Source organism: Stenotrophomonas bentonitica (assembly GCF_002887735.1).
In the GTDB taxonomy this organism is placed as follows: domain Bacteria; phylum Pseudomonadota; class Gammaproteobacteria; order Xanthomonadales; family Xanthomonadaceae; genus Stenotrophomonas; species Stenotrophomonas bentonitica_A.
Genome location: NZ_PKQP01000005.1, coordinates 258,450 through 276,241, shown reverse-complemented (window position 1 = coordinate 276,241; position 17,792 = coordinate 258,450). Strand labels below are relative to the sequence as shown.

General features: G+C 68.1%; 14 protein-coding genes and 1 riboswitch. Of the genes, 2 read left to right on the top strand and 12 right to left on the bottom strand.

The annotated features are described in order from the left end of the window. Positions 1–95: 95 nt before the first annotated feature. The 9 genes from nusB to C0R07_RS12015 all read right to left on the bottom strand — a co-directional run bounded on the left by nusB (position 96) and on the right by C0R07_RS12015 (position 7,499). Entirely contained in the window at positions 96–575 is a 480-nt protein-coding gene (gene nusB / locus C0R07_RS12055) for a transcription antitermination factor NusB (RefSeq protein WP_038690521.1), read from the bottom strand. Then, positions 572–1,039, bottom strand: coding sequence for a 6,7-dimethyl-8-ribityllumazine synthase (gene ribH / locus C0R07_RS12050; protein ID WP_038690522.1), 468 nt, complete (start codon positions 1,037–1,039; stop codon positions 572–574). The genes nusB and ribH overlap by 4 nt, the downstream gene beginning before the upstream one ends. Before the next feature lie 258 nt (positions 1,040–1,297). Then, a complete protein-coding gene (ribB, locus tag C0R07_RS12045) occupies positions 1,298–2,395 on the bottom strand; it encodes a 3,4-dihydroxy-2-butanone-4-phosphate synthase (protein WP_070471709.1) in 1,098 nt (365 codons plus the stop codon). Beyond that, positions 2,392–2,994 carry a riboflavin synthase gene (locus C0R07_RS12040; RefSeq protein WP_070426607.1) on the bottom strand — a complete coding sequence of 201 codons (603 nt, stop codon included), beginning with the start codon at positions 2,992–2,994 and terminating at the stop codon, positions 2,392–2,394. The genes ribB and C0R07_RS12040 overlap by 4 nt, the downstream gene beginning before the upstream one ends. A gap of 76 nt (positions 2,995–3,070) precedes the next feature. Further along, a riboswitch (FMN riboswitch) is annotated at positions 3,071–3,215 on the bottom strand. 189 nt (positions 3,216–3,404) lie between these two features. Continuing rightward, on the bottom strand, positions 3,405–4,487 hold the full coding sequence (gene ribD / locus C0R07_RS12035; protein ID WP_102789014.1) for a bifunctional diaminohydroxyphosphoribosylaminopyrimidine deaminase/5-amino-6-(5-phosphoribosylamino)uracil reductase RibD: 1,083 nt from the start codon (positions 4,485–4,487) through the stop codon (positions 3,405–3,407). A 70-nt stretch (positions 4,488–4,557) separates the two neighbouring features. Beyond that, on the bottom strand, positions 4,558–5,079 hold the full coding sequence (nrdR, locus tag C0R07_RS12030) for a transcriptional regulator NrdR (protein ID WP_019182518.1): 522 nt from the start codon (positions 5,077–5,079) through the stop codon (positions 4,558–4,560). 108 nt (positions 5,080–5,187) lie between these two features. Next, entirely contained in the window at positions 5,188–5,610 is a 423-nt protein-coding gene (locus tag C0R07_RS12025) for a hypothetical protein (protein WP_102789013.1), read from the bottom strand. A 1-nt stretch (position 5,611) separates the two neighbouring features. Next, positions 5,612–6,865, bottom strand: a complete 1,254-nt coding sequence (gene glyA, locus C0R07_RS12020) for a serine hydroxymethyltransferase (protein ID WP_102789012.1) — start codon at positions 6,863–6,865, stop codon at positions 5,612–5,614. A gap of 202 nt (positions 6,866–7,067) precedes the next feature. Then, a complete protein-coding gene (locus C0R07_RS12015; protein ID WP_254427832.1) occupies positions 7,068–7,499 on the bottom strand; it encodes an RcnB family protein in 432 nt (143 codons plus the stop codon). 272 nt (positions 7,500–7,771) lie between these two features. Between C0R07_RS12015 and ettA the strand changes: the two genes are divergently transcribed. Both ettA and C0R07_RS12005 read left to right on the top strand, forming a co-directional pair. After that, positions 7,772–9,436 carry an energy-dependent translational throttle protein EttA gene (ettA, locus tag C0R07_RS12010; protein WP_019182522.1) on the top strand — a complete coding sequence of 555 codons (1,665 nt, stop codon included), beginning with the start codon at positions 7,772–7,774 and terminating at the stop codon, positions 9,434–9,436. 125 nt (positions 9,437–9,561) lie between these two features. Beyond that, positions 9,562–10,878, top strand: coding sequence for an NCS2 family permease (locus C0R07_RS12005; protein ID WP_102789010.1), 1,317 nt, complete (start codon positions 9,562–9,564; stop codon positions 10,876–10,878). A gap of 37 nt (positions 10,879–10,915) precedes the next feature. Here the strand turns inward: C0R07_RS12005 and bcsZ (C0R07_RS12000) are convergent, their stop codons facing one another. The 3 genes from bcsZ (C0R07_RS12000) to bcsZ (C0R07_RS11990) all read right to left on the bottom strand — a co-directional run bounded on the left by bcsZ (C0R07_RS12000) (position 10,916) and on the right by bcsZ (C0R07_RS11990) (position 17,790). Then, positions 10,916–12,070: a cellulose synthase complex periplasmic endoglucanase BcsZ gene (bcsZ, locus tag C0R07_RS12000; protein WP_070471703.1), complete on the bottom strand. Its 1,155-nt coding sequence runs from the start codon at positions 12,068–12,070 to the stop codon at positions 10,916–10,918. Positions 12,071–12,163: 93 nt separating this feature from the next. Beyond that, on the bottom strand, positions 12,164–16,645 hold the full coding sequence (locus tag C0R07_RS11995) for a cellulose biosynthesis protein BcsC (protein WP_167390368.1): 4,482 nt from the start codon (positions 16,643–16,645) through the stop codon (positions 12,164–12,166). After that, the gene (bcsZ, locus tag C0R07_RS11990; protein WP_070471702.1) at positions 16,627–17,790 is read right to left on the bottom strand and encodes a cellulose synthase complex periplasmic endoglucanase BcsZ; all 1,164 of its coding nucleotides are present in this window, start codon (positions 17,788–17,790) and stop codon (positions 16,627–16,629) included. Before bcsZ (C0R07_RS11990) ends, C0R07_RS11995 begins: the two co-directional genes overlap by 19 nt. Between the last annotated feature and the right edge of the window lie 2 nt (positions 17,791–17,792).

The following is a 17,792-nucleotide window of genomic DNA, read 5'->3' as shown; positions in this document are numbered from 1 at the left end:
GCTGGCCGGCAACCTCAGACGCCCGGTGGTTGCCGGCCAGCGGCCGGCACTACCAGACGGGTCATTACCGCCGGCGGCTCATTGCCACCGGCGGGTCAGTGACCCGATTCGACCTTGCGCCATTCCACGGCCGCGCGGTCCAGCACGCCGTTGACGTAGGTGTGACCATGCTCGGAGCCGAAGCGCTTGGCCGATTCGATCGCTTCGTTGATCACCACGCGGTACGGCACGTCCAGGCGGTAGCGCATTTCGAAGGCGGCCACGCGCAGCGCGGCGCGTTCGATGGCGTCCACTTCGTCGATGCTGCGATCCAGGTACGGGGTCAGTGCCTCGTCCAGGTCCTTGCGGTTGTCCAGCACGCCGTGGATCAGCGCTTCAAAATAGGCCAGATCGGCGATTTCACGCGCCTGCTCGTGGGCAAACTGGGCAATCACGGTCTGCGCGTTGCCACCGGAAATCTGCCACGCATAGATCGCCTGCAGGGCACGACGGCGCGCGCGCGAGCGCAGCACGGGGTCGATGCCATCACGGCGGACGGGTTTACCGGAGGGCTTGCCCGGGTTCGACTTGTTCACGGCAACTGCTCCAGAAGATTGACCATTTCCAACGCCGTCAGTGCGGCTTCCTCACCCTTGTTGCCATGGCTGCCACCGGCACGGGCCTCGGCATCCTCGGCGCGTTCCACGGCGAGCACGCCATTGAGCACCGGCACGCCGAAATCCAGCTGCACGCGCATCAGGCCTTCGGCGCAGCCATCGGCCACGTGTTCGTAGTGGCGGGTGTCGCCGCGGATCACACAGCCCAGGGCGATGATCGCGGCATGTTCATGCGCGGCGGCCAGGCGGGCGGCCACCAGCGGCAGTTCCCATGCGCCGGGCACACGGATCACGTCGATGGCGGCTTCGTCGATGCCGTTGCCGGCCAGGCTCTGCCGCGCGCCAGCGACCAGTACGTCGGTGATGCGGGCATTCCAGCGGCTGGCGAGGATGGCGAAACGGGCCTTTTCCGGAGTACGGAGGTCGCCTTCGTAGTGGCTCATGTTCGGCGTGGGGTCCAAAAGGTTGACTAGTTTAACGCGGGCGGGCCGGTTACGCCGGACACGGGCCGGCGGCCATGGCCACGTAGCGCCGGGCTCTGCCCGGCTGGCGTCGCTGGCCGTGCGTAGCGCCGGGCTCTGCCGGCTGGCGTCGCTGGCCGCGCGTAGAGCCGGGCTCTGCCCGGCTGCGTCACAGGCCAGCGCCGAGAGCCAGCCGGGCAGAGCCCGGCTCTACGGGAGGGTGGGCGGTCGGGCGGGCGGTCAGGGGGTGACCGTTTCCACTACTTCCAGGCCGTAGCCGGCCAGGCCGATCTGGCGGCGGGGGGTGCCCAGCACGCGCAGCTTGCCCAGGCCGAGGTCGGACAGGATCTGCGCACCGGCGCCGTTGCGGCGCCACTGGCTCACATCCTTGTCCTTGCCCGGGGTCACCGGGGCCGGCTGCTGGCGCAGGCGGGCCAGCAGGGTGTTGGTGTCGCGTGGCGCCGACAGCACCACCATCACCCCGCGCTCGGCGGCGGCAATGGCGCGCAGGGCGTCGGTGGAGGCCACGCCGAAATCGTCGCGGCGCCAGTGCAGCAGGTCGGCCAGCGGGTTTTCCACCTGCACGCGGACCAGCGTGGGCTCGGCATCCGGGGTGCCGCGGACCAGGGCGAAATGCAGGTCGTGGGCGATGCGGTCGCGGTAGGTGACCAGCTTGAAGGGACCGAACTCGGTGTCGATCTCGCGCTCGTCCACGCGCTCGACCGTCTTCTCGGTGGCCAGGCGGTAGGCGATCAGGTCGGCGATCGAGCCCATCTTCAGGCCGTGCTCGCGGGCGAACACCTCCAGCTCCGGGCGGCGCGCCATGCTGCCGTCGGGGTTGAGGATCTCCACCAGCACGCCAGCCGGCTCCAGGCCTGCCAGCATGGCCAGATCCACGCCCGCTTCGGTATGCCCGGCGCGGGTCAGCACGCCGCCCGGCTGGGCGATCAGCGGGAAGATGTGGCCCGGCTGGTGCAGGTCGGCCGGCTTGGCGTCCGGCTTCACCGCCGTGCGGATGGTGTGGGCGCGGTCATAGGCCGAGATGCCGGTGGTGACACCCTCGGCCGCTTCGATGCTGACGGTGAAGTTGGTCTGGAACTGCGCGGTGTTGGCCTGGACCATCGGCGCCAGGCCGAGATCGGCAGCGCGCTCACGGGTCAGCGGCAGGCACACCAGGCCACGGCCATGGGTGACCATGAAGTTGATGTCCGACGGCTTGACCAGCTCGGCGGCCATGATCAGGTCGCCTTCGTTCTCGCGGTCTTCGTCATCGACGATGACGACCATGCGGCCAAGGCGGATGTCCTCGAGAATCTCGGGAATGGGGGCGAAATTCATGCGCGTGCTCCTGCACCCAACAAACGTTCGACGTAACGGGCGACCAGATCGATTTCAAGATTGACCGCACTGCCCACGGCCGTTGCGGCGAAGGCGGTGTTGGCCACGGTGTGCGGGATGAGGGCGACCTCGAAGCCCTGCTCGTCCACCTCGTTGACGGTCAGGCTGACTCCGTCCACGCAGATCGAGCCTTTCTTGGCGATGTAGCGCAGCAACGCGGCCGGCGCGGCGAAGCGCCAGCGCTGGGCACGCGCATCGTCATGCACCGACAACACCTGGCCCAGGCCATCGACATGGCCGCTGACCAGATGACCCCCCAGGCGATCGGTCGGGCGCATCGCGCGTTCGAGATTGATGACGGCGCCGTCGGCCAGCTGCCCCAGCGTGGTCAGGCCCAACGTCTCGGTCGAGGCGTCGGCCTGGAAGCGGGTGGCGTCATAAGCGATGACAGTGAGGCAGACCCCGTTGATGGCGATGCTCTCGCCCATCTGCACGTTCTCGAACGGCAGGGTGCCCACGTCAAAGGTAAAGCGGACATCGCCGCCAAGGGTGTCGCGTGCGGCCAGACGGCCGACGCCTTCGATGATTCCAGTAAACAAGGAACGTTCTCCGCGGAAAGTGAGCGAAAAACGCCGCAAGGCATATAGGTGCACGCCGAGCACCAAGGCCCGGCCGCACCGTCTTCTTTCATCCGGACTATACCGTCGGCTCCGGCATCGGACCGGATCTGCTGACCTTCCCGAGGACCGGGAAGCGCTCGCGGGCTCGTGCTTGCGCACCTACCGCCGGTGGGGAATCGCACCCCGCCCTGAAGACGTTTGTGTACCGGCGAACCGGCGCGGCTAGTGTAACAGGGCACCCTGACTGGGGGCTTTAAGTTAAATAAGTGTTAAGCTATTCCGCTGAGTGCTGCGCCCCGTGGATAGGAGGGCACACACGTCGGTTACTGATCGGGCTGCGGCGTCCGCGCCGCGCCATGATCGAACGGGTCCCGCAAGGGGCCCGTTTTTTATGGGCGCAGCAACAGGCGGAGGTCCTCACCCACCTGGCGCCTGTCCACCACGCGCAGCCGGCGCTGCTGTTCCATCGCGTGGATACCCAGGCCGGACAGCAGCGGCAGCCCATGCTCACCGAGCAACGTGGGCGCCTGATACAGCAACAGTTCGTCGACCCAGCCGCCGGCCAGCAACGCGCCGGCCAAGGTGGCGCCGGCCTCGGTATGCACGTCATTGATGCCGCGCTCGGCGAGCAGCGCCAACACCGCGCCCAGATCCAGACGACCGTCATGGCTGGGCACGCTGGCGAACTCCGCATCGGCGGCGTCCGGCGGGCTGACCGCGGCGTCATGCACGTACAAGGTCGGCGCCCCGCCCTCGCGCACCCGCGCGCACTCCAGCGAGCGCAGGCGTGCATCGAGTACCACCCGCAAGGGCGGCAATACCTCGGTATCGGCCAGCCGCACGGTCAACACCGGGTCATCGGCCAACACGGTGGCCGCGCCGGTGAGAATCGCACCGGCACGCGCACGCCAGTACTGCACATCGTCGCGGGCGGCCGCACCGGTGATCCATTTGGAGCGGCCATCGGCCATCGCCGTACGCCCGTCCAGACTGGCCGCGAGCTTCACCCGCACCCACGGGCGGCCGCGCTCGATGCGTGACAGGAACCCGTGGTTGAGCTCGCGCGCCTGCGCAGCCATCAACCCTTCGGCGACCTCGATGCCGGCGTCGCGGAGCAGCACGAAGCCCCCCCCATCGACCTTCGGGAAAGGATCGCGCATCGCCGCCACCACGCGTGTCACCCCTGCCTCGATCAAGGCCAGTGCACACGGCGGCGTGCGACCGTGGTGCGCGCATGGCTCCAGGGTCACGTAGGCGGTGGCACCGCGGGCCTGTTCACCGGCCTGGCGCAGTGCGAAGACTTCCGCGTGCGGACCGCCGGTGCGCTGATGCCAGCCCTCGCCGACCACCACCTCATCGCGTGCGATCACGCAGCCGACCATCGGGTTGGGCCGCGCGGTATACGCGGCGCGCTCGGCCAGGCGCAGCGCATGCGCCATGTGCTGGTGGTCGAGAGCGGTAAATTCAGTCATGGCGGTGAGCGTCCGGCGGCAGGCAGCCGCGATGGTAGCTCAGCCGTGGTGGCCGCGATGCGGCGCAGGCTCAGCCTTTCTTTTTCTTGGTCAGCGCGATCACATCGCCGAGCAGCTGCAGCTGTTCGGTGCTGGAGGGCAGCTCGCGTTCGAGCTTCTCGATTTCTTCGCGGAAATCGGCCACGTCTTCGAAGCTGCGGTACACCGAGGCAAAGCGCACGTAACCCACATGGTCCAGCTTGCGCAGTTCGTTCATCACGAACTCGCCGACCTTGATCGAGGGGATTTCGCGTTCGCCACAGATGCGCGCCTGCTGCATCACCGCGCGCACCGCCAGCTCGATCTTGTCTTCAGGCACCGGACGCTTCTGCAGCGCGCGATCAAAGCCGCTGCGGACCTTGCGCGCATCGAAGGCCTCGCGGCTGCCGTCGCTTTTGACGATCGCCGGCAGTTTCAGTTCGATGGTTTCCAGGGTGCTGAAGCGCTCGTTGCAGGCCTCGCACTCGCGGCGACGCCGGATCGTCGCGCCGTCTTCAGAGACGCGCGAATCGATCACACGGGTATCGGCATGCTGGCAGAACGGACAGTACATGGAACGCCTTGCATCGGGAAAACGTCATGCCGCGGTCACGGCAGCGTCGCAACGGTACCTGAGAGAGACAGGCAACAGCAAATGGCAGGGGGCAGAGGCCAGCCCAGCCTAGGCCGGCTGCCAGCGCAGCCACAGCAGGTGCGCCGCGCAGGAGAGCATCGGCGGCCCGGCCAGCAGCAGAACCAGTGCCATCGGACTCGCGGCGGCCTGCCAGAATGCCATGCCGACCACCGCCAGGGCGGCAAGGACGCCAAGGCCCAATGCAGCCCACGGCCAAGGCCCGGCATCGCGCAGGCCGGTGCGTCCCTTTCGGAGATAGCGGCCACTCAACCACAGCCAGCCCACGATCCCGATCAGGCCGGCCACCCCCCAGCCGCCGATCACCAGGCGCGAGGCCCGGTCCAGATAGGCCGGCTCGACGAACGCGACCCAGACCCCAATGGCGGCGAAGGTGCCACCGCCAGCCATCCCCACGATGCCGCAGACCAGGGCCAGCACGGCGTAGATACGCCGTTGCCGGCCCTCGTCCATGTCAACCGTAGACCGGGTACTTGCGGCACTGCGCGCTGACCGCATCGCGCACGCGGGCGATCACGGCCTCGTCAGCCGGGGCATCGAGCACGTCGGCGATCCAGTTGGCCAGGTCCACGCAGTCCTGTTCCACGTAACCGCGCGTGGTGACCGCCGGGGTGCCCAGGCGCAGGCCCGAGGTCACGAACGGCGAACGCGGGTCGTTGGGCACCGAGTTCTTGTTGACGGTGATGTGGGCCAGGCCGAGCGCGGCTTCGGCATCCTTGCCCGAGACATCCTTGCCGATCATGTCGACCAGCATCAGGTGGTTCTGGGTGCCGCCGGACACGATCTTGTAGCCACGCGCGATCAGCGTGTTGGCCATCGCCTGGGCGTTCTTGACCACCTGCTGCTGGTAGGCCTTGAAGCCCGGCTCCAGCGCTTCCTTGAAGGCCACGGCCTTGCCGGCGATGACGTGCATCAGCGGACCGCCCTGGATGCCCGGGAACACGATGGACTGCAGTTTCTTCTGCAGTTCTTCGCTGGCGCCCTTGGCGATGATGATGCCGCCACGCGGGCCGCGCAGGGTCTTGTGGGTGGTCGAGGTGACCACGTGGGCGTGCGGCAGCGGGCTCGGGTAGACGCCGGCGGCGACCAGGCCGGCCACGTGCGCCATGTCCACGAACAGGTAGGCACCGACCTTGTCGGCAATGGCGCGGAAGCGTGCCCAGTCCACCACCTGCGAGTAGGCCGAGAAGCCGGCCACGACCATCTTCGGCTTGTGCTCCAGGGCCAGGCGCTCGACCTCGTCATAGTCGATCAGGCCGGCTTCGTCGACCCCGTACTGGATGGCGTTGAACAGCTTGCCCGAGGCATTGACCTTGGCACCGTGGGTCAGGTGACCGCCGTGGGCCAGGCTCATGCCCAGGATGGTGTCACCCGGCTGCAGCAGCGCGAAGTACACCGCCTGGTTGGCCTGCGAACCGCTGTGCGGCTGCACGTTGGCGTAGTCGGCGTCGAACAGCTGCTTGAGGCGGTCGATCGCCAGCTGTTCGGCGATGTCCACGTATTCGCAGCCACCGTAGTAGCGCTTGCCCGGATAGCCTTCGGCGTACTTGTTGGTCAGCTGGCTGCCCTGGGCCTCCATCACGGCCGGGCTGGTGTAGTTCTCGCTGGCGATCAGCTCGACATGGTCTTCCTGGCGCTGGGTTTCGGCGGCGATGGCCTTGGCCAGTTCGGGATCGTAGGTTTCGATGCGGACGTCACGCGGGAACATCGGTTACTCCAGGCAGGCAGAGGGGGTACAGCGCGAGCCTTGGATTGTAGTCCCCGGGCGCGGGGCTGACCAATTGTGCCGCCGATCGCCGGCACCACCGCATGCTGCCCAGGGCGCCAGCCGCAGCGGCCCGCCGTGGAAACCAGAACGGCGCCCCGAAGGACGCCGTCCGTGTGAGGTACCGCCGCGATTGGACCCGGTCTTACCGGTTGTTGATCACGTAGTCGGCAATGATCCCGGTGGCGATGGCGACCAGCAGCAGGTTGCCGCGGTCGTCCCGGATCCAGTGATGGTCGCGCGGCGGGCGGCGCACCGAGTAGCGGCTGTAATCGTTGACCACATAGACCGGGCCACCGTAGTACTCACGGTAGCGGTGGCCGCGGGCCCAGCCGTAGGAGCCATAGCCCGGCGCCGGGCGATAGACCACCCGCGGCGGCGGCGGGCCCGGGCGGTAGTAGCCGCGGTTGTCATAGCGGCGGTCGTAACGGCGGTCGTGGCGGACTTCGCGACGGTCATGACGATCGTGCCGGTCATGGCGATCGTGGCGGTTGTCACGGCGGTCATCACGCCACTCGCGGCGGTCGTGACCGCGCCCACGGTGGTCATCGGCAAAGGCCGGGGCCACGGTGCCCAAGGCCAGCAGCGAGGCAACGGCCCCGATTCATGCGCATGATTGGCCTCGCTTGTTGGGTTGATGGCTCCATCATGCGCACCCCATCTGAACGGTCTCCGGCTGGAAACGGTTTCCAATTCAAGGGCTTTGACCCCGCATTCAGGCGGCGGCAAGCCCCGGCGCCCTTGGCTCCCGGCGGCATTGATCGCTTCCGGCTATAATCGGGGCATCCTTTTCTTCCTCTGTTCCTGTTCCGTCCGGAACGGGCGCAGGGTTGCGCCTTCGGAGAGCTCATGTCCTCGCAATACATCTACACCATGAACCGCGTCAGCAAGGTGGTCCCGCCCAAGCGGCAGATCATCAAGGACATCTCGCTGTCGTTCTTCCCGGGTGCCAAGATCGGCCTGCTGGGCCTGAACGGTGCCGGCAAGTCCACGGTGCTCAAGATCATGGCCGGCGTGGACACCGATTTCGAGGGCGAAGCCCGCCCGCAGCCCGGCATCAAGGTCGGCTACCTGGCCCAGGAACCGGAGCTGGACCCGACCAAGACCGTGCGTGAAGCGGTCGAGGAAGGCGTCGGCGAAGTGCTGCAGGCCCAGGCCCAGCTGGACGCGGTCTACCTGGCCTATGCCGAGGAAGGCGCCGACTTCGACAAGCTGGCCAAGGAACAGGAGCGCCTGGAGGCGATCCTCGCCGCCGGCGATGCGCACACCCTGGAAAACCAGCTGGACGTGGCCGCCGATGCGCTGCGCCTGCCGCCGTGGGATGCGGTGATCGGCAAGCTCTCCGGTGGTGAAAAGCGCCGCGTGGCACTGTGCCGCCTGCTGCTGCAGAAGCCGGACATGCTGCTGCTCGACGAACCGACCAACCATCTGGACGCCGAGTCCGTCGAGTGGCTGGAACAGTTCCTGGCGCGCTACACCGGCACCGTCGTGGCGGTCACCCATGATCGCTACTTCCTGGACAACGCCGCCGAGTGGATCCTGGAACTGGATCGCGGCCGCGGCATTCCGTGGAAGGGCAACTACACCGATTGGCTGATGCAGAAGGACGAGCGCCTGAAGCAGGAAGACAACCAGGAAAAATCCCGCCAGAAGGCGATCCAGAAGGAACTGGAGTGGTCGCGCCAGAACGCCAAGGGCGGCCGCACCAAGGGCAAGGCCCGTCTGGCCCGCCTGGAAGAACTGCAGTCGGTGGATTACCAGAAGCGCAACGAGACCAATGAAATCTTCATCCCGCCGGGCGAGCGCCTGGGCAACTCGGTGATGGAGTTCAAGAACGTCTCCAAGAAGTTCGGCGACCGCCTGCTGTTCGACGAACTGAGCTTCCTGGTGCCGGCCGGTGCGATCGTGGGCATCATCGGCCCCAACGGTGCCGGTAAGTCGACCCTGTTCAAGATGATCACCGGCCAGGAAAAGCCGGATTCTGGCGAAATCACCGTCGGCCCGACCGTCAAGCTGTCCTACGTGGACCAGAGCCGCGACGCGCTGGAAGGCAACCACAACGTCTTCCAGGAAATCGCCGGCGGCCTGGACATCCTCAACATCAACGGCATCGAGATCCAGTCGCGCGCCTATATCGGCCGCTTCAACTTCAAGGGCCAGGATCAGCAGAAGCTGGTTGGTTCGCTGTCCGGTGGTGAGCGTGGCCGCCTGCACATGGCCAAGACCCTGCTGCAGGGTGGCAACGTGCTGCTGCTCGATGAACCGTCCAACGATCTGGACATCGAAACCCTGCGTGCGCTGGAAGATGCGCTGCTGGAGTTCCCGGGCAACACCTTCGTGATTTCGCATGACCGCTGGTTCCTGGATCGCATCGCGACCCACATCCTGGCGTTCGAAGGCGATTCGCACGTGGAGTTCTTCCAGGGCAACTACCGCGAGTACGAAGAAGACAAGCGCCGCCGCATGGGCGACGACGCTGCGCCGAAGCGCCTGCGCTTCAAGGCGCTGAAATAAGGCAACCGGAAAGGCCGCGCTCGCGCGGCCTTTCTCATTTCGGTAGGTCACCACCGTTGGTGGTGATGCTTTGAAGCGTACCGACCAACGGTCGGTACCCACCACCAACGGTTTGAGATTTCGCGATGTCCCTCCCCGAACGCCTGTTCCAGCTGCAGCAGCACGGCACCTCCGTGCGTACCGAACTGCTGGCCGGCCTGACCACGTTCCTGACGATGTCCTACATCGTCTTCGTCAACCCGGACATCCTGGCCACCACCGGCATGGACCCGGGCGCGGTGTTCGTCGCCACCTGCCTGGCCGCCGCGCTGGGCTCGCTGGTGATGGCGTTCGCGGCCAACTTCCCGGTCGGCATGGCCCCGGGCATGGGCTTGAATGCGTTCTTCGCCTTCACCGTGGTGGGCGCGGCCGGCCTGCCGTGGCAGCAGGCGCTGGCGGCGGTGTTCATCTCCGGCCTGGTCTTTCTGGTGCTGTCACTGACCGGCGTACGCGCCTGGCTGGTGGCGGGTATCCCCGCTTCGCTGCGCGCGGCGATCGTGGCCGGCATCGGCCTGTTCCTGGCGATCATCGCGCTGCAGAAATCCGGCGTGATCATCGCCAACACCGACACCCTGGTCGCACTCGGGCCGCTCAACACCGCCCCGCCGCTGCTGGCCCTGGCCGGCTTCCTGCTGATCGCGATCCTGGAGGCACGCAAGGTGCGCGGCGCGATCCTGATCGGCATCCTGGCGGTGACCGGGGCGGCCTGGCTGCTCGGAGAGGTGCAGTTCCATGGCCTGATCTCGCTGCCGCCGAGCCTGGCGCCGACGTTCCTGCAGCTGGACCTGCCGGGCCTGCTGCACCACGACGGTGGCGCGCCGATCGCGGTGCTGCTGCAGGTGGTGCTGGTGTTCGTGCTGGTGGAAGTGTTCGATGCCACCGGCACGCTGTACGGCGTGGTCGGGCGTGCGGGCCTGTTGAAACTGCCCGGCGCGCAGAAGCGGTTCGGCCGTGCCTTGTTGGCCGACAGCACCGCGATCGTGGCCGGTTCGCTGCTCGGGACCAGCAGCACCACCGCCTTCGCTGAAAGCGCCTCGGGCGTGCAGGCCGGTGGCCGTACTGGTCTGACCGCGCTGGTGGTGGCGGCATTGTTCCTGGCGGCGCTGCTGTTCTCGCCCCTGGCGGCGATGGTGCCCGGCTATGCCACCGCCCCTGCCCTGCTGTTCGTGGCCGGGTTGATGCTGCGCGAGCTGGTCGATGTGGACTGGGGCGACCTGACCGAATCGGTGCCGGCCGCGCTGTGCGCGCTGGCGATGCCGTTCACCTACTCCATTGCCAACGGCCTGGCCTTCGGCTTCATCGCCTATGCGGTGCTCAAGGCCGGCACCGGGCGCTGGCGCGACGTGCATCCGGCGGTGTGGCTGGTGGCCGGGTTGTTCGTGCTGCGCTACGCGCTGGAGTGATCGACGGGCACCGGCCGTGTGCCGGTGCTGGTGCTGGTCAGGCCCAGGCTGGGCGCAGTTGGCCGTCGGCGGCAAAGCGATAGCGGCCTTCGTACCAGCCCAGGGCAAACAGACTGAGCACCTGCTCGTAATAGCGCGGCGGCGCGGCGCGCTGCTGCTCCGGTGTCGGCAGCGCAGCGACCATTGCCTTGGTGCGTTCGGCCTCGCCCTGCGCCTGCAGGTACGGCACCAGGGCCGCCTGGAAACCGTAGTTGCCGGTGCCTTCGCGTATGCCGGTGAGCGTGTTGACCTTCTCCGGCATCGGCTGGCCCTCGCGCAGGGTGCTCAGCGGGCCGTGCAGTGCATCCAGAACCGAGCGGAAACTGGGATCGTTCACGGCGGTCATGCCTGCCCACAGATAACAGCGGATGGCGTCGTAACTGCCGAGCGGACCCTTGTCCGGATCAGCGATGAAGCCGCCGTCGCGCCACGCGGTCCAGTCCGGCGCAAAGCCGTGGGGTGCGGTATCGCGCAGCAGGCGAACGCCGTTGCCGATCACGGTGGTCCACGGCCCGCTCGGATCAAGCGCGGCGAAGCGGCGCAGCAGCGGCAACGGCAGGTAGCTGGGGTTGAACCGCCACGTGTCTTCCGTCGCAAATCCTTTGGGCCCAGGCATCAACATCGTGCCCAGGCCCGGCACATCGACCAGCTCCTGCACCTGGATCGCCGCCAGCATCGCCTCGGCGGTCTGCCGCAGCGCCGGCCGTTTCCACAACCGCGCTGCCTCGTGCAGGGTATAGGCCAGCCAGACATCCGAGTCGCTGGCGGGATTGTCGTCGAGCACCTTCCATGCATTGGCCGTGGTGTCGCGCCCCCATAGCCAGGCCGGCAGGCGCTGGGCCATGCTGCCGCCGGCGAGGTTGTCCTCCGTCCAGCGCAGCAGGCGATCGAACAGCGGCTGGTCGTTGTCCACCAGCGCGAAAAACAGCGCGTAGGACTGGCCTTCGGAGGTCGAACGCTGGTCGGCGTTGTTGTGGTCGACCATGCGCCCGTCCGGGGTCACGCTGGAGGCACGCATCACCTGCCAGGCCGTCCACGGGCCAGGCCCGCGCGCCGGGCCGTTGGCCGAGCAGGCCAGCAGCGGAGTAACGGCCAGCGCCTGCAGCAGACGGCGGCGCATCCGATGGAACGATGGGGACTCAGTCACGGACATCAGCCTCTTCGCAGCAGGAACCTGGCAAGCCTGCGGGACGCCCGCGGCCAGGTAAAGCCTGGCAGCGGGCCGGTCATCAACGCATGACGGTAATCATTCACCCGACGCGTACGGCGAGCGCAGCGGCTGCGGCTGCTTGCCCAGCCCGGCGCCGAGGCGGTCGAGCAGGAAGCGCAGGTACAGGCTGGTGCCGAACTGCCGGTAGTCACGCGCGTTGTTGAACTCCATGCGCCCGCCCAGGAACAGCTGCGAAGACAGCTGCCATTCGGCGGCGGCGCTGAGGTTGTAGGACACGCCGGTCTTGGTCTGGCCGGTATAGACCGGGTCCACGTACTCGGTGGTCAGTCCCAGCAACGCGGCCATCGAGGCGGCCTCGTAGGCAGCCTGCTGCATCGCCGGATCGGTCGGGAAGTACGGCGCGGCGTCTTCCTTGAAGTGCTGTACGCCGACGCTGGTATCCAGCTGCCACGCCACGCGGCCGCTGGAAGTACGCCCGTTCCAGTGCACCGGGAAGCCGACATCCAGATAGCGCTGCGGACTGAAGTAACCGCCATGTCCGTAGGTGAAGCCGCTGAGGTTGCGGTCGTACTGCATCGCGGTCAGGTTGAGGCCGGCGGTCAGCGACTGGTTGTCGGTCTCCAGGGCGTGCACGTAGACGCCCACGCCGACTTCCTGGCGATCGTTGTCGGCCACGTTCTCGCCTTCCAGGCGATGCCAGGACGCGCTGGCGTAGCCGCCCAACTGACCGTTGTCGACGGTCGCGGCGAGCTTGGCGCCGCTCGCGGTCACCCCGCCCCAGCGCAGCCCGTTGCGCCCGTCTTCCACGCCGGCGAAGGACAGCAGGCTGTCGGTCACCGCGCGGCGCGAGGCTTCGCCGGACCAGGTCAGCGCATCGCCGATCTGACCGCGGTAGCCGATGCCGCCGACGATCTGCGTGTCATCGAAGCCGAGCGGCGTGCTGCCGACATCGGCGCGGAAGCCACCCCGCTCATAGCCCACCGAGACACCGGCGCCGCTGGCATCCTGGGAACTCATGCGGCGCGCGCCGGCGGCATTGGCCACCATCGCGTACAAAGTGTCCTGGAACGCCTGCGGTGTCTGTGAGCCACCGCCGCCCTGGGCCAGCGTCTTGAGCTGGGCCTGCTCGGCCGCGCTCAGCCCGCGCACCAGGCCGGCATTGCCCAGCACCTGGGTGGCGATGTCGCTGATCGAGGTATTGGCCAGATCACGGCTGAGGATGTAACTCGGCAGCGGATCGGCGAACAGCAGCGCACGTGCGGCAGCGGCCCGTTCGGCCTGGGTGAGCGAACCGTCGGTCTGGTTGAACAGTTCCTGGTAACGACCGTTGTCCAGCGCGCGGTCGTAGATCAGATTGCGGGTCGCGTTGCTCTCGCCACGGGTCAGCAGCGTCTGGTACAGCGACGAGCCGACCAAGTCATCGACCGGTGTGCGGTCAGCGGCCAGTGCACCGGCCAAAGCGGCCTGCGGGCCACCGCCGAAGCGGCTGGCACTGGTGTATTCCGGATCGGGGCGCCCGGCATCGAGCACGGTCGGGGTGATTGCCACCTTGAGCTTGCCATCGCCGACCGCGAACTGCCCTTCCAGCGGCACCTGCAGGTCATCGAGCTGGCCCATGCCGGCTTCGCCAGCGCGGGTGCGATACGCCGCGCCGACCGCCAGGCTGCTGCTGTTCTCGGCCTTGAGCGCGCGCAGTTCGTCGAGCACGCCGTTGCCGGTGGTGGCTGGCGGCAGCGGACCAAGCGCGGTATTGCGCGAGGCGCGCGGCGCACTCGCCTGGCTGGGCACCTGGCGCGAGCCGGGCACCGGCAACGGCAGGGCGACACCGCCGCTGGCCGCAGCCGTGGCCATGACCGGTTCCGGCAGGCCATCGGCATCGATTACCGGGGTGACGCTTGCCGGGCCCAGGCTCATGCCCATCGCCGGGCCGGCGTCCATCGGCAGGGGTTGGGCAGCCAGGCGGGCAGTCGCGGCCGGCAGTGGCAGACCACCATCGCGCAGCGCTGCGTTACGGGTGCCACCGCCACGGTTGAGACCGGCGAACGGATTGAAGCTGCCACCGCTGGCCAGCATCGCGGTGCTGGCCTGCGGGTAGCCATTGTCGAGTTGGCCGCTGCCCTTCGCGGCGGCGGCCAGCGACGCGCGGAAGTAGCTTTCGGCGCGGCGGTTCTTGCCGGCCGCGCGATACACGCGCCCTGCCGCCGCCAACACATCCGGCGATTCCGGGGCCTGCTTCAGCGCGCGCTCCAGATACTGTTCGGCCAGATCCATGTCACGCATCGCCGCGGCACTGCCCGCGGCGGCAACCATTGCATCCAGATCGCCCGGTGCCAACTGCAGCTGCTGCTGGTACAGCGCCAGGGCCTGGCCGTTGTCGCCCGCGGCGGCATACAGCCGTGCCAGCGCGGCGATGTTGCGCGGGTCCTGCGGGCGCTCGGCCAATGCCGGGGCCAACACCGCGTATGCGCCTTCAAGATTGCCAAGCTCCCGCAGGGCATCGACCTGGCGCAGCACGTAACCGCTGCGCAGATCGTTCAAGCGGGTCTGCTGGCTGGCCGAGAGCGGCACGTCGGCGAGCTGGCGCAGGATCGCGGCGACCTCGCCATCGCGACCGGCGCGCAGCAGCACCGAGGCATATTCCAGGCGGTTGTCGACGCTGGGCGAACCGCCTTCGATCAGGCGCTGCGCGAGCACGAGGGCGCGCTGCTGGCTGCCGATGTCGGCGTAGGCACCGGCCAACGCGGCCACGATGGCCGGGTTCTTGACCCGGTCGCCGAGTGCGGCTTCGGCGCGGGCCAGCAACAGCTGCGCTTCGCCGCTGCGCTGGCGCTGCATGAGCGAGCGCGCCTGGGCGGCCTGCACCTGCACCCACGCGGTGTCGTGCAACGCGGTCATTTCCGAATCACGCGACGCGGTGGGAATGCGTTCCAGCAACGCATACGCGCGCGGCCAGTCGCTGTTCTCCTGAGCGAACAGGGCCTGCGCATACAGCGAGGTCGCCGAGCTGTCGTCCAGCGCGCGCAGCCCTTCGATGACACCGTTGGCCTGGTCCGGACGACCCGCGCGCGTGTACAGGCGCGCCAGTTCCAACCGCAGCCATGGGTCACGCGGCTGCACCAGCAATGCATCTTCCAGCTCGATCTGCGCCATTTCGATGCTGCCCTCGGCCAGCGCCTGCTGCGCGCGGGCACGCGCCAGGTTGGCACGCAGCACCGACTGGCCACCGGCACTTTCCTGCTGGGCCGGGGTCAGCCGGTCGAACAGGGCGGCCGCTTCATCGGCGCGGCCAAGACGACCAAGCAGGCCGACCAGGCCCTGCAGCGCACCGGCATTGCCGGCATCCAGTTCCAGTGCCTTGCGGTAGCTGCGTTCGGCCGCGGCCGGATCGCTCCCGCTCTGCAGGTCGGCCAGCGCGACGTAACCCGCAGGCTCCTTCGGCTGCAGCGCGATGACCTGCTGCACCCGGGCGATGGCATCGCCGCTGGGCTGGCGACGCACCTCCTGCAGGGTCAGCCAGTAGCGCGCGGCATCGGCCGCGCTGCGCCATTTGCCGTTGATCGCAGCCGCCGGGCGCAGCAGTTCATTGGCTTCGCCGAAGCGCTCCTGGCGCAGACGCACAGAGCCCAGGCCACCGAGTGCCTCGGCATCGCGCGGACGCGCGCGCAGCACCTGGGCGAAACGGGCTTCGGCCTGGGCCAGGTTGTTGCTGTCCAGGGCACGGAAGCCCTCGCCCAGCAGCCGCTGGTTCGGGTCCTGCGGCACCGGGCGGTTGGCGATGGCCTGTTCACGCAGCTGCGCCTGCTTGGCCGCCACCTCGCGATCATTCGGCACCACGTCCAGGAAGGCCTGGTACAGCGGTGCATCGGCGGTGGTGGCGTTGAGCCACAGCAGCGCCTGGCGCCAGGCCGCACGCGCGGGGCCGGCGGTATCGGTGGCCTGGCTGAGCGTACGCAGCTGGGCGATGCCCTCGCGGCGGGTGGGCTCGCGGTAGGTCAGCACCTGGGCCAGCGCCAACTTGGCCGGGTTGTTGTTGCCGGTGGCGATGCGGCGCAGGCCATCGCGCGCGCGCGTCCAGCCTTCCGGCGTACCGGCCAGCACCTGGTAGTACTCCAGCGCCAGATCATTGGGCGGACCGCCTGCGCCGAAGGCCTCGTCATAGGCACGTACCGCTTCGACATAGCGACCGGCCGCCGCCGCGCGACGCGCGGTCTGCAGCTGGTTCCCCCCACCGCCACCGCCGAGCGCCATGCGCAGGCGCGTGGTCTGCGCCGAGGACGGATGACGCGCCTGCAGCTGCTGCAGTCGCTTCTGCGCCTCGGCACGGCGGCCCTGGTTGAGGTCGATCAGGCCCAGGCCGAGCAGTGCATCGGCCTGGTTGGGATCGGTGGCCAGCAGCTTGCGCCAGGCATCGGCGGCCAGATCCTCGCGGCCCTGGTCCTGCCAGTAGTTGCCTTGGCTGACCAGTTGCTGCGTCGACGACGCGTTCTGCGCGAAGGCCGGCACGGTCAGCACGCACAGGCCAACCAGGCAAAGAGGTGTCAGGGTCTTGCGGAACATGGCGAACTCCACGCGGGCAGCAGTCGCCCATCGGCAGAAAAACGGTAGCGGCGATCCATCCAGCCCTTGCCGAACAGCACCAGGGCACGATCGTAATAGTTGAGGGTGCCGGCGGCGGGAATCCGCGCCAGCTGCGCTTTGGCCAATGCGGGCTGGCCAAGTGCACTGAGATACGGCAGCAGGGCGGCGGCAAAGCCCGTTGACGGCGTACCGGTGCCCACCCCAAGCCGTGTGTCGATCTTTTCGGCAAAGCCGCTCTGCGCGCGCAACATCGATGCCGGCCCAGACAGGCCATCAAGCAAGGTGCGCCGCAACGGATCGGCCGGATCGGTCATGCCTGCCCACAGATAGCAGCGGATCGCGTCGTAGCTGCCGATCGCGCCCTTGCCCGGGTCGGCTACGAAGGCCTTGCCGTTCCAGGCGATCCAGTCCGGCGCGAATCCGACCGGCGCACTGGCACGCGTCATCGCCACGCTGCGTTCGGCCAGCCGCGCCCACGGGCCACGTGCATCGACGGCGGCAAAACGACGCAGCACGAACAACGGCAGGTAACTCGGGTTGAGCGTCCAGCGGTCGGCCTGCACGAACCCGCGGTTGCCGGGCAGCAGCATCGGGCCGAAGCCGGGCAGCTCGACGACTTCAGCCGTGCGCATCAGCGCCAGCGTCTGCCGGCCGGCTTCGACCAGCCCCGGCCGTTTCCACAAGCGGCCCGCTTCAAGCAGCGCGTAGGCGATCCACAGCTCGCCGTCAGCGGCGGTGTTGGGGTCGAGCACGCGGAACTGGCCATCGGCGGCACGCCCCCACAACCACGCAGGCAGATTGAGGTCGGCACGGCCGCGGCACAGGTGGCGGCGGGTCCAGGCCAGGATACGGTCGAACAGCACTGGATCGTTGTCCACCAGTGCGAAGAACAATCCGTAGGACTGCGATTCGGAGGTGCTGCGCAGGTCGGTATTGAGATGATCGACCACGCGGCCATCCGGCTCGATATGCCGATCGACAAACGCACGCCACTCACGCCACGGCGTACCGCAGGCCTGTGCCAGAACGTCGAGCGGCAGCACGGCGGCAGCACCAGCGGCCGCCATCGCCTGCAGGAAGCGACGGCGCGCAGGCGCCGGCGCGGGGACGGACGGGTCGCGCATGC